This window comes from Secundilactobacillus kimchicus JCM 15530, from assembly GCF_001433995.1.
GTDB classification, from domain to species: Bacteria; Bacillota; Bacilli; order Lactobacillales; family Lactobacillaceae; genus Secundilactobacillus; species Secundilactobacillus kimchicus.
Window position 1 is genome coordinate 13,610 of the sequence record NZ_AZCX01000002.1, and the last position, 13,707, is coordinate 27,316.

Genomic DNA, 13,707 nt, shown 5'->3' on the forward strand with positions numbered 1-13,707 from the left:
ATACATAAAAAAATTTGAGTTTTTTTGGTTTCTGATAGAAGCGAGCCAATAAGCCCGATCGTAGATAAAAAAAGACTTTGACCAGCAAAGTGCTGACCAAAGTCAAACCAACAGGTATTCACGATAATGATTATGAATGAACCGTCTTTAAATGAGCTGTGACGAACTTTTTGACGTCGCTATCGGCCATTGTCATAAATGGTTTCATTTGTTCTTCCGTTTTGAGGGTATCGTGTCCATTGTGAGCCATTAAGTAATCCCAAACGGCGTCGCGAATTGGCATTTCGTCCTTACTCCAATCAAAGACCACGTTCATATTTTCATCAATCAACAGTGTTTTTTCGACTGTCATGATAATCCCTCCTCTTACAATTCTAATTATAATCAGATTGGCTCAAATGGTAAGTATTTTGCCGTCATAATGGCAACTTTAACAAATGATCGAAAAGGTGCTATGATGAACTTGTTGGACTAGCTTCTAACAAAATTCACATCAAAAAGGGAGCGGAATCATATGGCAAAATTAAGTAAAGAGCAACGTAAAGCTATGATTCAAAAAGCGGAGGAAGAGCGCGCAAAGCACCCAAAGCCAAAGAATGCGAAATCCGGTTTCGAAACCATCGATGAAGAAGCCGAAAAGTTAGAGAGCGAACGCTAATTTCAACGGTTGCTTTTTGATCTCAAACATCCGACTTTCGGGGCAGTCCAATGGGCTGTCTTTTTTTATACCCAAAGTTAAGTATTATCCGTGAGTTTAACGGGAGATATGAGTAGGTGCGGGGTTATTAGGATCCGTTCCAATAAGCCGAATAGTTTGTCAATTTTTACGCCAATTTTACAGACGTTTACCTGGCCTTTACAGGGGTTTTACGTTCGCTTTGTATAGTGAACTTGTACAAAAAGTAGAGGAGGAGTTGGAGTTGTTCAAACGTGGGATGAAAGCAGCAACGTTAGTCACGTTGCTGATGGGCAGCAGTTTGATCATGGCAGCGTGTTCCAATGGGAGTGCGACTGGGAACGCTGATAACAAGACGTTAACGGTTGTTTTTTTACCGGGGGATTCTGCAAAGGAAGTCACGGGCGCTCGCCAAGCCTTTTCAAAAGAGATCAGTAAAGCAACTGGAAAGAAGGTTAACATTTTAACGACGACGGACTATAACGTTGCGATTCAATCGATTGCGTCTGGAAAAGCCCAAATTGCCTTGCTGGGACCAGATGCTTATGTTGAGGCGAATGCTCAGAATCGGCAGGTTCAACCATTGGTCACGGCCACGGGTGCTTCGGGGACGTTAAAGGATGCGCAATATCACAGTTACATCATGGTCCCTAAAAATAAGGCTAGTCACTATAAAGTTCAGGGTAAGTATCGCTTGAAAAAAGTGGCGGGTCAGACAATGTCGTTTGTCTCGGCGACCTCGACTTCGGGTTTTGCGGTGCCAGCTGGGGCGATCAAAACAGCGCTTGGCGTTAAACAATCGAGTCAGTTGCAACAAAGCGGTGGGGTGTTTAAAAAGGTTCTGTATGGGGGTTCTCATCAAGGCTCGGCCCTTAACCTGTTTAACGGGGATGCGGATGTAGCGGCCTTTGATGACATTGACATGACACCATACGGCGAACTTATTGGGAATCCTAACAAGGCAGGGGTGATTTATAAAGTTAAAAAGGATGCTCCAGCGCCCTTTACAAAAGTGGCAGGTGCGCAGAGTCAGGCCATTGCGGCGTATCCGGTTCAAAATGAACCACTTGTTGCCAATCGAAGTCAGGTTTCTGAAACGGATGCAGCCAAAATCATTCAGCGGTTAACGTCAAAGCAAGCGACCAATAATCCGAACTTTTTTGCGCCAATAAATTCGAAAACACATGGGATTTTTACCAAGAAGGGAAAAATGCACTTTATAAAGGTCACCGATCGCTGGTATGAACCGACCCATAAAATTATTGGTAAATAGGAAAGGAAGCTGATCATGATTCAAGTGACCAATTTAACCAAGTACTACTCAGCTGATAAGGCGTCGTTGGCGGATGTCTCAGTGACTTTTCAACCAGGTGAAGTTACCGCGATCATTGGACCTTCTGGAGCGGGGAAGACCACGCTTTTAAGAAGCTTAAACCAATTGATTCGAGACGATTTGGGCACTATTTTGTTCAATGACCAAGACGTCCGACAACTTAATCGCCGCGGTCTTAAGCAGGTTCGACGAAAAATCGGGATGGTTTTTCAAAACTATAATCTGATTGAACCCCTAACGGCCATTGAGAATGTCCTTCATGGTCGACTAGGAGAAAAGGGTACTTTGGCTGGGATGTTATCGTTATATTCTCAAGATGAAAAAGACCAGGCTCTGGGGTTGCTGAGTGAAGTTGGGCTAGGCGACTTTTGTTATCAGCGCTGTCACGATTTAAGTGGTGGTCAAAAGCAACGGGTGGGCATTGCCCGAGCGTTAATGCAAGCGCCAGACGTTTTACTCTGTGACGAACCTATTGCGTCGTTAGATCCCAAGTCAGCCATGGTTGTGATGGATATTTTGAGCCGGTTGGCGCGCACTAAGAAAATGACCGTGATTGTTAATTTGCACCAAGTGGATGTTGCGAGGACATATGCAGACCATATCGTGGGCATTAATCAGGGACGCGTCGCTTTTGATGCACCGGTTAGCGCGCTTGATGATTGGGCGGTCACCCAGATTTATCGGTAGTTCACTTTACCAGAAAGGACACATTTATGGACCAACAAACAACCAAACAATGGGCCTTTTTCCGTCGAAAGCACACGCGATTGTTCTTAGTTTTATTAAGCGCCCTGATGCTTTACATGGGGACGGCCAGCTTGATGAACTTTCAGACCCGTTCATTGTTAGGCATTGGAAGTGGTTTTGCCTGGATGGCGACTAATTTCGTTCCTAATCAAGCGTCGTTAAGTCTCTTACCAGCCATCTTATATCAGCTATGGCGAACGTTTTTAATTGGGATCAGCGCGGCAACGTGTGCAGGTGTGGTGGCCTTTTTACTAGCCTTGATGGGTGCCCGAAATATTGGGTGTCGCGTTACATTAGTTCGGGTTGTAATCCGTGGTTTTGCGTCGGTTTTGCGGAACGTTCCAATCGTCGCTTGGGCTATGATTTTATTATTTTCTTTCAAACAAAATGATTTAACCGGATTTTTAGCTCTGTTTGTCATGAACCTTGGCTTTTTGATTCGAGCATTTATTGAAACAATTGAGGATTTTGATGGCGACAAGGTCCTCGCATTGAAGGCAACTGGTGCCACTTACGGCCAAATTGTTGTTCAAGCAGTTCTGCCAGAAGTCAGTGTTCCCATCGTCGAGTGGCTCTTGTACATGATTGAAAATAATATCCGGGACGCCACCCTAGTGGGGTTGCTGACAGGAACCGGGATCGGATTTTTGTTTGACCTGTACTACAAGGGATTGCAGTACGGTGCAGCAGGCTTGGTGGTGTTGGTCATAGCCATATTAGTGATTGGAATCGAGTTAAGTGCTAGTAAAATTGGGAGGGTGATCGCATGATCGAACAGTCAAATAAACCGGTGAGTCTCCGACCAACCGTTGCAGCTAGTCTGCACCGTCGAACCGGAATACACGATCGTCGAAAAATTACGATTTCCCTGCTTCTAACGAGTCTTTTAATCCTCACCGGGTACACTTTGACGACGCTTGCGCCCGCCCACTTTAGATGGGGGGCAGCTGTGGCGAGCTTTGTCGATAACGTTCGGGTCATGATGATTAGTCCTTCATTGGGCAATGATACATGGTCACAATTGATGGCGGCCATGGGTGAAACCGTCGGATTAGCCATTTTAACGACGCTGATTGGGGCGGGTGGCGGTTTTGTCATGGCGTTACTGTCTGCCGATAATCTGGCCCCGAAGGCCGTTGCAAGCGTTGTTAAGGCAATACTGGCCTGGATTCGTGCCGTTCCCACGATTTTGTGGGTATTGATTTATAGCGTTTCACTGGGATTAGGACCAAATGCGGCAGTGATTGGCATTAGCTTTCACAGTGTTGCTTATCTTGGAAAGGTCTATGCGAACAGCTTAGAAGCAATACCGGCAGCGAGTATCGAGGCTCTTAAGGCTAGCGGTGCCGGGCTATTCCCAATTTTATGTCAGGCGGTATTGCCCGTAGCAGCAGCCCGGCTATTGAGCTGGACGTTCATTCGTTTTGAAATCAACTTTGCTGATGCAGTGGTCGTCGGGGCTGCAGCGGGCGCCGGCGGCATTGGTTATCAGCTGTTTACGGCCAGCAACTTCTACTTTGATTTTCATGAGGTTGGGCTTCTCATTTATTTGATTCTTGGCTTTGCAATCATTGCAGAGTTGGTGGCAGTTAAGCTTCGTGCTAAGTTCATGGATTAAAACCAGTGGAGGAATAAGTATGAAAATTAAAGCAGTAGTGTGTGATTGGGCTGGAACGACAATTGATTATGGAAGCCGTGCACCGATTATTGGGTTTCAACAAGCATTCGCTAAATTTGGGGTGACGTTGGACCCGGCACTTATTCGACAGGATCTGGGCTTAGATAAGCGAGCACACGTTCAAAAGATGTTAGAGGATGCAGCGATATGGCAACCGATAAGCCAGCAGTTGGCCAGCACATCACAACAATTTGTAACGGATACTGTATACAAAGAATTTCAAGAAACTATCAATCAGGCGTTGGTTGAAACCGCAATCCTTAAACCGGGTGTTTCGACCTTACTAGCGTACCTTACCGAAAAGCATATTGCGGTTGCAACTACGTCGGGATACACTCAAGCGATGATTGAAAAGCTACTGCCAACCGTTGCTTCTCAAGGCTATCATCCCCGCGTTAATATTACGTCGGAACTAACAGGTGGTATTGGTCGCCCACATTCGGCCATGCTCGATCTGGCGATAAAAAGGTTAGGGTTAACTGATTCAAGTGGTGTCATTAAAGTGGGTGATACGATTAACGACATTAAAGAGGGCGTGGCGGCTGGTGCGATTTCAGTCGGGGTTGTTGAAGGCAGTAATTTGATTGGGATGAGTGAGACGGAATTCACCGCTTTACCACAATCTGAACAGACTCAATTAAAAGTTGCTGCGCGGGCGCAGTTCTACGCCTCTGGTGCAAATTACGTGGTGACAACAATTGCCGATGTCATTCCCTTGATTGAACAGCTTGAACAGCAGGCAGCCCGTTCAAATGCCCCGTTGTTATTAACTCCCGGACCATTGACGACAAGTGAGAGTGTGAAGGCCGTCATGATGGTTGATCACGGAACTTGGGATGATGAGTATAAAAAAATGACGCAGCATATTCGTCGGCAATTGCTCGAACTCGCAAGTGCAGAGGCATCAGACTTTTCGGCCGTTTTGCTGCAAGGGAGTGGTACGTACGGGGTCGAGGCAACACTTGAGACGATTCCAAAGGATTCTAGCGCCACTTTATTAATCGCAATTAATGGGGCCTATGGGCAACGAATGAGTGAAATTGCTGACCGAATAGGGGTGAAACACTTAGATTTGATCTTTGACGAAACAGAACCCGTTGATCTGGATAAAGTGTCCGATTTTGTAACCGTTCATCCTGAGATCACCCATTTTGCGGTCGTTCACGGCGAAACGACCACCGGTATTTTGAATCCCATTGAAACGCTCATCCCAGCAATGGTAGATCGCAACATTGTCACAATTGTGGACGCCATGTCGACCTTTGGTGGGATACCCATTAACGTCAACCAGTTAAATGTGGATTACTTGATCAGTAGTTCGAATAAGTGTGTCCAGGGTGTCCCAGGGTTTTCGTTTGTTATTGCAAATGTCCACCAATTAACGCAAACCGCTGGGAATGCCCGTTCGCTCTCACTTGATTTATATGACCAGTGGCGGTGTTTTGAAGACCATGATGGGAAGTGGCGATTCACGTCGCCGACCCATGTTGTGTACGCTTTTGAACAAGCCCTATTGGAGTTGAAGCAAGAGGGCGGGGTGGCAAAACGGTATCAGCGGTACAGCGAAAACGAAGCCCGCTTGCGTCAGCGGATGGTCGCGGCGGGATTTACGCCGATTTTAACACCAACCGTTCAGTCGCCGGTGATTACATCCTTTAAGTACCCTTCTGAGTCGTTTCGTTTTAGAGATTTTTATCTGTATCTCAAAGAACGGGGATTCATCATATATCCGGGTAAAGTATCTAAAATGAACAGTTTTCGAATTGGGAATATTGGCGAAATTTACCCAACGGATATCGATCGGTTAGTCGATTTAATTCAAGCGTACGTTAGTGAACCGGTTCAGAGTTAACCACGGAGGCGGGCCGTTATGACAATTTCGGTTAAAGCACAGATTCAATCACTCTTACAGTTACCGACGACTAATCGGCTATTTTTAATCGTTTCACCCCGGCTTGATTTAACGGTTCTTCAACCCCTAATTCAACGGTTTTCAGGGCATCAGTTAGCGCTTTTTCAATCGTTTTCTCAGCCACCGACCGCTGCTGATACCCTTAAGGCTTGGCATCAGTACCGTGTCAGCAAGGCGACGGTCATTGCCGCAGTGGGCGGGATGGATGCGATTAGTCTGGCCAATAATCTTAGGGTTGTTGCTAATATGAATGATCAGGTTTTCTTCTTGTTTCCCAACATCATTGCCGAGATTATGAAACATTTAGTCGTTAATAACCCAGTGGGCAGACACTAACCATTGAACAAGCACTGAAAAAGGCTCAGAACACAATGCTGAGGAATACCTCAGCGTCATGGTCTGGGCCTTTTTCGTGGCCGGTTAACTGACTTGGACTTCCACCAGCCAATTTTCTTTTGGCTGGTGTTGATTGACCAGTTCCGGCTGGCTAATTAGAGTCGAGTTCCGGTTGATAATTTGACCGGTTACCGGTGATTTTAAGGTTTCAACAGCCTTTTCACCCTCTAACTCAACTAAGTCATCGCCTGTCGTAATTGCCGTCTCATCGGTTGAAAAATCCAAGAAGGAAATGGTCCCAATATCGTCGGTAGCCATGGCGCTGATCCCAACGCGGACGAGACCGGGTTTGATGACTTGATACCAGACACCATCTTTTTCTTGCGGGTCAAACGCGGTCTGCTTATGGAACAAACCAGTAAACCACTGTGAAAATCTATGCCAAAAAGTGGGGGATGTGTCCTGCATGTCAATGCCTCCTTAATCGTTAATCACTGTCCTTAGTATAACGGTTACATTGGCGAAAGAAAAGGATTGTAACGTAGGTAGCCGAACGTTGCAAAATCGCTTACAATAGACTAAAAGGGTTCGGAGGTAGGGTGACATGTTTTTAATTGATACGAGTCGCGATGGCAAGCCGGTCTATGACCCAATCGTGAACCAATCGCTAGATAATTATTTGATTAACGACAAGAAAATTTCGGGTCACGGCTTTATGATGTATATTAACCGACCGTCAGTGATTATTGGGGTTAATCAAAATGCTTTTGCGGAGGTCAATATGACGTATCTCCGTGAGCATGGCGTTGAGTTAGTGCGGCGGACCTCCGGTGGTGGAGCCGTCTACCATGACATGGGCAATCTAGTCTTCGAAAACATCGTGGTGGGTGATCCAGGAGATCGGAGCCAATGGGCAGACTATGAGGGGTTTGCCAACCCCGTTTTAACGGCGCTACACGAAATGGGGGCCACAGCAGCCACGTTGCGCCCACATAGTGATCTGGTCATTAATCAGCATAAGTTTACGGGGATGACGATGGTCAAATCGGGTGACGCATATGCAGCTGGCGGGACACTGATGTACGATATGAATATTGAAGCGGCAAGCCAAGCGTTACACCCCAGTGAACAGCGAATTGTTGGGAAGTGGGTTGATTCTAACCGGAGCGAGATTGAAAATTTGCGTGGCTATTTAGCGCCCGAATACCAACAATTAGACAGCGACGGGTTTCGTGAAGCCTTTTTGAAGCACCTTTTTCATGTCGACCGGCTAGCTGATATTGAAACGGTTCGGCTAACGGATGAGGACTGGGCAATTATTGACCAACGATTGGCCGATAAATATCAAACAGTTGACTGGAATTATGGGCAAAATCCTGGGTTTAACCGCTACCGGGAAATTGATGTCGCCGCGGGCCGGCTTGGGGTTAACCTCATGGTCAGCGACGACGTCATTACTCGGGCGGTCGTGTACTCGGATTTTGGGTCTGAAAAGATTGCCGCAAAACTCGAGAAAGCACTGACTGGCACCAGATTGACAGCTGATGATTTACGGGAAGCTCTGGGTAAGCGGTGGCTCAAAAAGGTCTTAGATGATTCTGACCGATCAGCGTTTATGACAGCCCTTCTAATTCCAAAACAGTAGGTGAAGAATTATCGCAAAAACTAAAACAAAGTATGACGTCACCCAATACATTGGCGTTCCCGTCGAACAGGATGCAACCGGTCGATACGTGATTAAAAATGCTGAGGAAATTCAGCTTCATTCTTGGCGAACAGGTAAACACACCAAGGGCCGGTATACGAAGCTAGGACAGGTCTTTTTAACGGAAAACAACCTCACAGTGGCAGTGGTTGCAACGGCCCCTGTGGCGTTTAAAGATCGTCATGACTTTACACCGTTACAACGATTTACCAGCGAATTTATCGAAGAAAACGTGCTAGCAGTGGCTCAACAACAGTTAGGCCACTCATAAATCAGGCCCCATTCCTTGAACGAATCACCAAGGAATGGGGCCTGATTTATGCATAAACTTAAGTTAAATGGGTCTTTATTCTTTAACGGCAATTGCTGATACACTGGGCAGGCCCGCTACGAAGGCTTCGTAAGCGGCCTCTTCATGAGTTGTTGCTACCGTAGCCGTTGCCTCAGTGACGTTGGCCTGGTGCAATTGGGCGTCATCAACCGTAATTAAATGGGTTTCGGTCGCATTGCCAATCAGCTCGATTGTATCGCGAGCTTTTGAATGATGAACCACTGTTTTAACCATACCGCCGGGATTGTAGATCGTCATTTGACGACCAAAATGGCCGAGTTGTGGGTGGGTCATCGCAAAGGCAAGACTTGTCGCAGACATTCCAGTCCCACACGCATTCGTGAAGCCAACGCCACGTTCAAACGTGCGAACAAAGAGTTGGTCGGGACCAAGAATCTGAGCAAAACTAACATTGACCCCGTCCGGGAAATACCGGTTCGGCCGGTTTAACCGGGCGCCAAGGTCGCCCAGTAACGGTCCGTTCATGGTGGTAGTGTCCACAAAACTAATGAGGTGGGGGTTTGGAACGGCAATAGCTGTGAAGGTTAGTCCGTCAGCAAAGGCCCGGACTGGCGCATCAATGAGGGTCTCGCCGCCGAGATGATCAAACGGAAAGGCGGTTTGATTAAATCGGACAGGTGAAATCTCAACGCTGAAGGCGGGGACGTCTGTGGCCAGGTCACTTTGCCGACTGACTTGCAGGTCAGCCGTAAGCGTCTCAACCTTAAACTGGTTACTGTGGTACTTTTCGGCTAAGTAGCGAGATACCGTTCGTAACCCATTACCACACATGGAGGCTTCGGAACCGTCGGCGTTGATCACCCGCATCTGACCTAAAACGTTGTCGTGGTTGGATGCGTTAACGACAAGAATCCCGTCAGCACCGTTCAAAAGCCCCGTTTTAGGGTGAGTCATTTGTTGTGCTAAAGCCACTAGCTCTGGGTCAGTAAGTGGCTGTTCAAGGGTGGTTTGATCCAGTAAGAAAAACCGGTTTTGGGAACCGTGAACTTTGTGTAATACGACCATGAATGAATCCTCCTCAGTTAATGGGCAGCTGTGACTGCCTGGTCTGTGAAAAAACGGCTGTAAATATCCTTAACCGCGGCGTCGGCGTCGGCTCGTTTTGTGCCTAGCATAATGGAAATTCGCGAGGCTCCTTGATTGATCATGTGAACGCCAATGTGGTTATCGGCCAGTGGGGCAATGATGTTTTCAATCACGCCGACCTGGTTGCGCATCCCTTCACCGACAACCATCAAAATTGCATAGTCATCAATCCATTCGAGGGTGTCAGGATGGAGGGTCTCTTGAATATCATGGCACATTGCCTGAATGGTGGCCGCGTCTAATTGTTGTTTATCAAAGATAATGGTGAGGTCATCAATTCCGGATGGCATGTGTTCATATGAAACGTTGTATTTATATAAAATTTGTAATAGTTTCAAGGTAAAGCCGACTTCTTTGTTGAGCAAGTAGCGGTGCAGATAAAGGGCTTCAAATCGGTTAGAACTTGCCACCCCAGTAATCGTATGAGCAGGGGAGAAATCTTTCTCCGGCACGATGAACGTGCCTGGTAGGTCAGGCCGGTTTGTATTTTTTACGTTAATTGGTACCTGTCCTTCAATGGCCGGAATAATGGCTTCATCATGGAAAACGGAAAACCCGGCGTACGATAATTCTCGCATCTCACGGTAGGTCATTTTATTGATAGCCAAGGGGTGTGCGACAATGTTGGGGTTAACTGCGTAGATGGCGTTAACGTCCGTAAAGTTCTCGTACATGTCAGCGCTTAAGCCGCGGGCCAAAATGGCCCCTGTAATATCAGAACCGCCACGGGAAAATGTGGCGATGTCGCCGGCTTCCGTAAAACCGAAAAACCCGGGAAAGATGAGTCGCTTGGTTCCCACCGTCATCGTTGCTAAATGCTGGTAGGTTGCTGGTAGGACCGTTGCGTTGTTTGGATCTGCGCTGACTAGTAATCCAGCATCCTTGGGGTCAACAAAGGTGGCGGGGATATTCAAGTGGTTCAAGACGGCAGCCATTAGCCGTGCGTTTAACCGTTCCCCATGAGCTTTAAAAGCGGCCATGAGATAGTCGTTATTCGGATACGATTGTGTCGGCAGTTGTTGAATGGCCGTTTCGATGGGAGCCATGGCTGGGGCTTCAAGCTTAAAATAATCGGCAATGGCTTGGTATCGACCAATCAATTGACGCACAATGGCGGTTGAGTCACCGTGGTTCATCGTTAATTTTGCATATTTAATCAAAAGGTCGGTGACTTTGGTGTCGGTTTTATCGCGTTTACCGGGTGCTGAGGTGACGACGACTTGCCGGTCGGCATCACTCTTGATGATATCAATGACTTTTTGAAATTGCGGCCCGTCCGCTAGGGAACTACCGCCAAACTTAACGACTTTCACGATTTGACACTCCTTTGAGTGGCCAATTATGAGATTGGTCACTAATAATTAAATTGCATTCTAACATTTTAATTTTTGAGTGCAACCGTTAAATAGCTTAAAATCAGCCTAATTCTGAGCCCCTTTATAGTAATAAAGAAATTTTGATGAGTTAATTATTAAAAAGCCCTTGACACTCTCACGGATTAATAATAAGCTGTTTGTAAATCGAAGAGGTTGCAACCAACATGAGTCAGTTAGCTGAGTTCCCATTGCGAACGAGGAAGTTAACCAAAAGGGGCGGTTGCCGAAGCGCTGGCGAGGATGGTCGTCAGTTCGCTGGGACGTGGTTTAAGAGACCGCGGACTGTCGCGAAGGCTACCTTCGCGGGGCGCTATCGACAAAATTGAGACCGAATTATGAAGATGAACATTTATCTTTGGGATCCTTTTGTTTGTGCGCAAACAAAGGGTCCCATTTTTTTATCCCTTCGAAAAACTTGAAATCTCTGGAGGTCACTTATGAGTGAACAATTATCAATCAACCAACAAAACGCAGCCGGTCAGTTAACGATCGGCGGAGTCGCTGCAAGTCAGTTAGCTGAGGAATTTCAGACCCCGCTCGTGGCGTACGATGTGACTAAGATTCGGGATCAAATCAGACGATTTAAATCAGTTTTTGAAGATAACGGCGTGTCATACGCGGTCAGTTATGCCAGCAAGGCATTCGCAGCAATTGCGATGTACCAGGTAGTTGACCAAGAGGGTGGCCACATTGATGTCGTTTCGGCAGGTGAACTATACACCGCCATGCAAGCGGGCTTTCCAATGGCAAACGTTAGCTTTCATGGAAACAACAAATCCCGAGAAGAACTGGAATTAGCAGTGGCCCAACACGTTGGTGTCATCGTATTAGATAACTTCCACGAAATTGAGTTGTTAGATGCTGTGTTAGCTGAGGCGAACACAGCAGTTCGGGTGATGCTTCGCATTACCCCGGGGATTTCGGCCCACACTCACGAGTATGACCAGACCGGTCAGGAGGACAGCAAGTTTGGGTTTGACCTCAATTCCGGTCAGGCGGCCCGCGCCCTCCAAACCGTGCTGAAGAACCCACGGATGAACATGATTGGGATTCACGCGCACATTGGGTCTCAGATTTTTGAACTGAACGGCTTTCAAATGGCGGCTGAAAAACTGGTCCAAGTTGCCAGTGATTGGCGTGACCAGTATGGTTATCAGCCAAGCGTTATCAACGTTGGTGGTGGCTTTGGAATCCGCTATACTCAAGCTGATGATCCCATTGCACCAGAAGCGTTTGTGGATGCCATTATCAAAACGATTAAACAGAGCGCTAGCGATCATGGGCTTGACCTACCGGCAATTTGGATTGAACCAGGCCGTTCAATTGTTGGCCCTGCCGGGTACAACCTCTACACAATTGGCTCCCGAAAAGATGTACCAGGGTTAACCTCATACTTAACGGTCGATGGTGGAATGGGTGACAACATTCGCCCAGCACTGTATCAAGCGGGATATGAAGCAGTTTTGGCTGACAACCCGATGGGGGAACCAGTTGAAACGGTTCATGTCGCCGGTAAGTATTGTGAATCAGGTGATATCTTGATTGACCAACAACCACTTCCTGAAAGTCAGCCTGGCGACGTCTTAGTGATGCTGGACACTGGCGCTTACGGCTACTCGATGGCATCAAATTATAATCGGAATCCACGGCCGGCCGTTGTGTTTGTCGAAAAAGGGCAGGCCCAGTTGGTCATCAAACGTGAAACACTCGCTGATTTGACGCGGTTAGATCAGCCGTATCGTCCTTCAACAGACTAAAACTTCCTATTATATGAAAAGGAGATTTCACTCAATGGCACAGTTAAACGCGCAAGAGATTATTGATTTTATTGGTAACGCCCCTAAGAAAACCCCCGTGAAGGTCTACCTCAAGGGCCAACTTGGAGAGCTAAAGGTCCCAGCAACGGTGAAGGCGTTTATTGAAACAACAACGGGCGTGGTGTTTGGTGACTGGGCCGATGTTGAACCATTTTTAGCAGCAAATGATGTGGTGATTACTGATTACGAGGTCGAAAATGTGACCCGTAATTCGGCGGTGCCGTTACTGGATCTTAAGCCGATCAATGCCCGTATTGAACCTGGCGCCATTATTCGTGATCAAGTTTTGATTGGCGATAATGCTGTCATTATGATGGGGGCGCTGATTAACATCGGTGCTGAAATTGGCGAGGGCTCCATGATTGACATGGGGGCCGTTCTTGGCGGCCGAGCCATCGTTGGAAAACACAGTCACATCGGTGCCGGGACCGTGTTAGCCGGGGTCGTGGAACCTGCGTCAGCCCAACCGGTTCGCGTTGGTGACAACGTGATGATTGGCGCTAATGCTGTTGTTCTTGAAGGCGTCCAGATTGGTGACGATGCAGTGGTGGCCGCTGGGGCGGTTGTTACCCAAGACGTAGCCCCTCATACGGTGGTTGCTGGGGTACCGGCACGCTACATAAAAGATGTGGATGGCAAGACAGAATCAAAGACGGGACTAGAAGACGATTTAAGAAAGTTGTGATGAA

At 47.2% G+C, this 13,707-nt stretch carries 15 protein-coding genes, 1 pseudogene and 1 riboswitch; of the genes and pseudogenes, 12 read left to right on the forward strand and 4 right to left on the reverse strand.

The annotated features are described in order from the left end of the window. Positions 1-130: 130 nt before the first annotated feature. Positions 131-352: a P8 family protein gene (locus FC96_RS02490; protein WP_054659106.1), complete on the reverse strand. Its 222-nt coding sequence runs from the start codon at positions 350-352 to the stop codon at positions 131-133. 162 nt (positions 353-514) lie between these two features. On the opposite strand from FC96_RS02490, the gene FC96_RS13105 reads away from it, so the two are divergent. The 8 genes and pseudogenes from FC96_RS13105 to FC96_RS02520 all read left to right on the forward strand — a co-directional run bounded on the left by FC96_RS13105 (position 515) and on the right by FC96_RS02520 (position 6,682). Continuing rightward, positions 515-658 (forward strand): hypothetical protein, encoded by a 144-nt coding sequence (locus FC96_RS13105; RefSeq protein WP_164478852.1) that lies wholly within the window; start codon positions 515-517, stop codon positions 656-658. 262 nt (positions 659-920) lie between these two features. Continuing rightward, on the forward strand, positions 921-1,949 hold the full coding sequence (locus FC96_RS02495; RefSeq protein WP_235804706.1) for a phosphate/phosphite/phosphonate ABC transporter substrate-binding protein: 1,029 nt from the start codon (positions 921-923) through the stop codon (positions 1,947-1,949). Between the two features lie 15 nt (positions 1,950-1,964). After that, positions 1,965-2,696, forward strand: a complete 732-nt coding sequence (gene phnC, locus FC96_RS02500; RefSeq protein WP_054659112.1) for a phosphonate ABC transporter ATP-binding protein — start codon at positions 1,965-1,967, stop codon at positions 2,694-2,696. Between the two features lie 26 nt (positions 2,697-2,722). Next, on the forward strand, positions 2,723-3,526 hold the full coding sequence (locus FC96_RS02505; RefSeq protein ID WP_056941897.1) for an ABC transporter permease subunit: 804 nt from the start codon (positions 2,723-2,725) through the stop codon (positions 3,524-3,526). Further along, positions 3,523-4,374, forward strand: coding sequence for a PhnE/PtxC family ABC transporter permease (locus FC96_RS02510; RefSeq protein ID WP_054659114.1), 852 nt, complete (start codon positions 3,523-3,525; stop codon positions 4,372-4,374). Before FC96_RS02505 ends, FC96_RS02510 begins: the two co-directional genes overlap by 4 nt. Positions 4,375-4,393: 19 nt before the next feature. Next, a pseudogene (phnX, locus tag FC96_RS13155) lies at positions 4,394-5,143 on the forward strand (phosphonoacetaldehyde hydrolase); the annotation flags it as partial. A gap of 51 nt (positions 5,144-5,194) precedes the next feature. Then, positions 5,195-6,286 (forward strand): 2-aminoethylphosphonate--pyruvate transaminase, encoded by a 1,092-nt coding sequence (gene phnW / locus FC96_RS13160; RefSeq protein WP_056942159.1) that lies wholly within the window; start codon positions 5,195-5,197, stop codon positions 6,284-6,286. A gap of 18 nt (positions 6,287-6,304) precedes the next feature. Next, entirely contained in the window at positions 6,305-6,682 is a 378-nt protein-coding gene (locus FC96_RS02520; RefSeq protein ID WP_054659116.1) for a hypothetical protein, read from the forward strand. Between the two features lie 84 nt (positions 6,683-6,766). Here FC96_RS02520 and FC96_RS02525 read toward each other — a convergent pair whose 3' ends face one another. Continuing rightward, positions 6,767-7,150, reverse strand: coding sequence for a glycine cleavage system H family protein (locus tag FC96_RS02525; protein WP_054659118.1), 384 nt, complete (start codon positions 7,148-7,150; stop codon positions 6,767-6,769). Positions 7,151-7,286: 136 nt separating this feature from the next. On the opposite strand from FC96_RS02525, the gene FC96_RS02530 reads away from it, so the two are divergent. Together FC96_RS02530 and FC96_RS02535 are read left to right on the forward strand one after the other, a co-directional pair. Further along, the gene (locus tag FC96_RS02530; RefSeq protein WP_056941898.1) at positions 7,287-8,327 is read left to right on the forward strand and encodes a lipoate--protein ligase; all 1,041 of its coding nucleotides are present in this window, start codon (positions 7,287-7,289) and stop codon (positions 8,325-8,327) included. Between the two features lie 10 nt (positions 8,328-8,337). Further along, positions 8,338-8,658, forward strand: a complete 321-nt coding sequence (locus FC96_RS02535) for a DUF7671 family protein (RefSeq protein WP_054659120.1) — start codon at positions 8,338-8,340, stop codon at positions 8,656-8,658. A 75-nt stretch (positions 8,659-8,733) separates the two neighbouring features. Here FC96_RS02535 and dapF read toward each other — a convergent pair whose 3' ends face one another. Together dapF and FC96_RS02545 are read right to left on the reverse strand one after the other, a co-directional pair. Then, on the reverse strand, positions 8,734-9,744 hold the full coding sequence (dapF, locus tag FC96_RS02540) for a diaminopimelate epimerase (RefSeq protein ID WP_056941899.1): 1,011 nt from the start codon (positions 9,742-9,744) through the stop codon (positions 8,734-8,736). Between the two features lie 17 nt (positions 9,745-9,761). Next, entirely contained in the window at positions 9,762-11,138 is a 1,377-nt protein-coding gene (locus tag FC96_RS02545) for an aspartate kinase (protein ID WP_056941900.1), read from the reverse strand. 202 nt (positions 11,139-11,340) lie between these two features. Next, positions 11,341-11,523: riboswitch (Lysine riboswitch) on the forward strand. A 115-nt stretch (positions 11,524-11,638) separates the two neighbouring features. On the opposite strand from FC96_RS02545, the gene lysA reads away from it, so the two are divergent. Together lysA and dapD are read left to right on the forward strand one after the other, a co-directional pair. Further along, a complete protein-coding gene (lysA, locus tag FC96_RS02550; RefSeq protein WP_056941901.1) occupies positions 11,639-12,958 on the forward strand; it encodes a diaminopimelate decarboxylase in 1,320 nt (439 codons plus the stop codon). A 34-nt stretch (positions 12,959-12,992) separates the two neighbouring features. Beyond that, entirely contained in the window at positions 12,993-13,703 is a 711-nt protein-coding gene (dapD, locus tag FC96_RS02555) for a 2,3,4,5-tetrahydropyridine-2,6-dicarboxylate N-acetyltransferase (protein WP_056941902.1), read from the forward strand. The last annotated feature ends 4 nt before the right edge of the window (positions 13,704-13,707 follow it).

Bases quoted from the DNA above. Each gene is read 5' to 3' on its own strand.
- FC96_RS02490 (WP_054659106.1), bottom strand. From the start codon at position 352: ATGACAGTCGAAAAAACACTGTTGATTGATGAAAATATGAACGTGGTC.
- FC96_RS13105 (WP_164478852.1), top strand. From the start codon at position 515: ATGGCAAAATTAAGTAAAGAGCAACGTAAAGCTATGATTCAAAAAGCG.
- phnC (WP_054659112.1), top strand. From the start codon at position 1,965: ATGATTCAAGTGACCAATTTAACCAAGTACTACTCAGCTGATAAGGCG.
- FC96_RS02505 (WP_056941897.1), top strand. From the start codon at position 2,723: ATGGACCAACAAACAACCAAACAATGGGCCTTTTTCCGTCGAAAGCAC.
- FC96_RS02510 (WP_054659114.1), top strand. From the start codon at position 3,523: ATGATCGAACAGTCAAATAAACCGGTGAGTCTCCGACCAACCGTTGCA.
- FC96_RS02520 (WP_054659116.1), top strand. From the start codon at position 6,305: ATGACAATTTCGGTTAAAGCACAGATTCAATCACTCTTACAGTTACCG.
- FC96_RS02525 (WP_054659118.1), bottom strand. From the start codon at position 7,150: ATGCAGGACACATCCCCCACTTTTTGGCATAGATTTTCACAGTGGTTT.
- FC96_RS02530 (WP_056941898.1), top strand. From the start codon at position 7,287: ATGTTTTTAATTGATACGAGTCGCGATGGCAAGCCGGTCTATGACCCA.
- dapF (WP_056941899.1), bottom strand. From the start codon at position 9,744: ATGGTCGTATTACACAAAGTTCACGGTTCCCAAAACCGGTTTTTCTTA.
- lysA (WP_056941901.1), top strand. From the start codon at position 11,639: ATGAGTGAACAATTATCAATCAACCAACAAAACGCAGCCGGTCAGTTA.
- dapD (WP_056941902.1), top strand. From the start codon at position 12,993: ATGGCACAGTTAAACGCGCAAGAGATTATTGATTTTATTGGTAACGCC.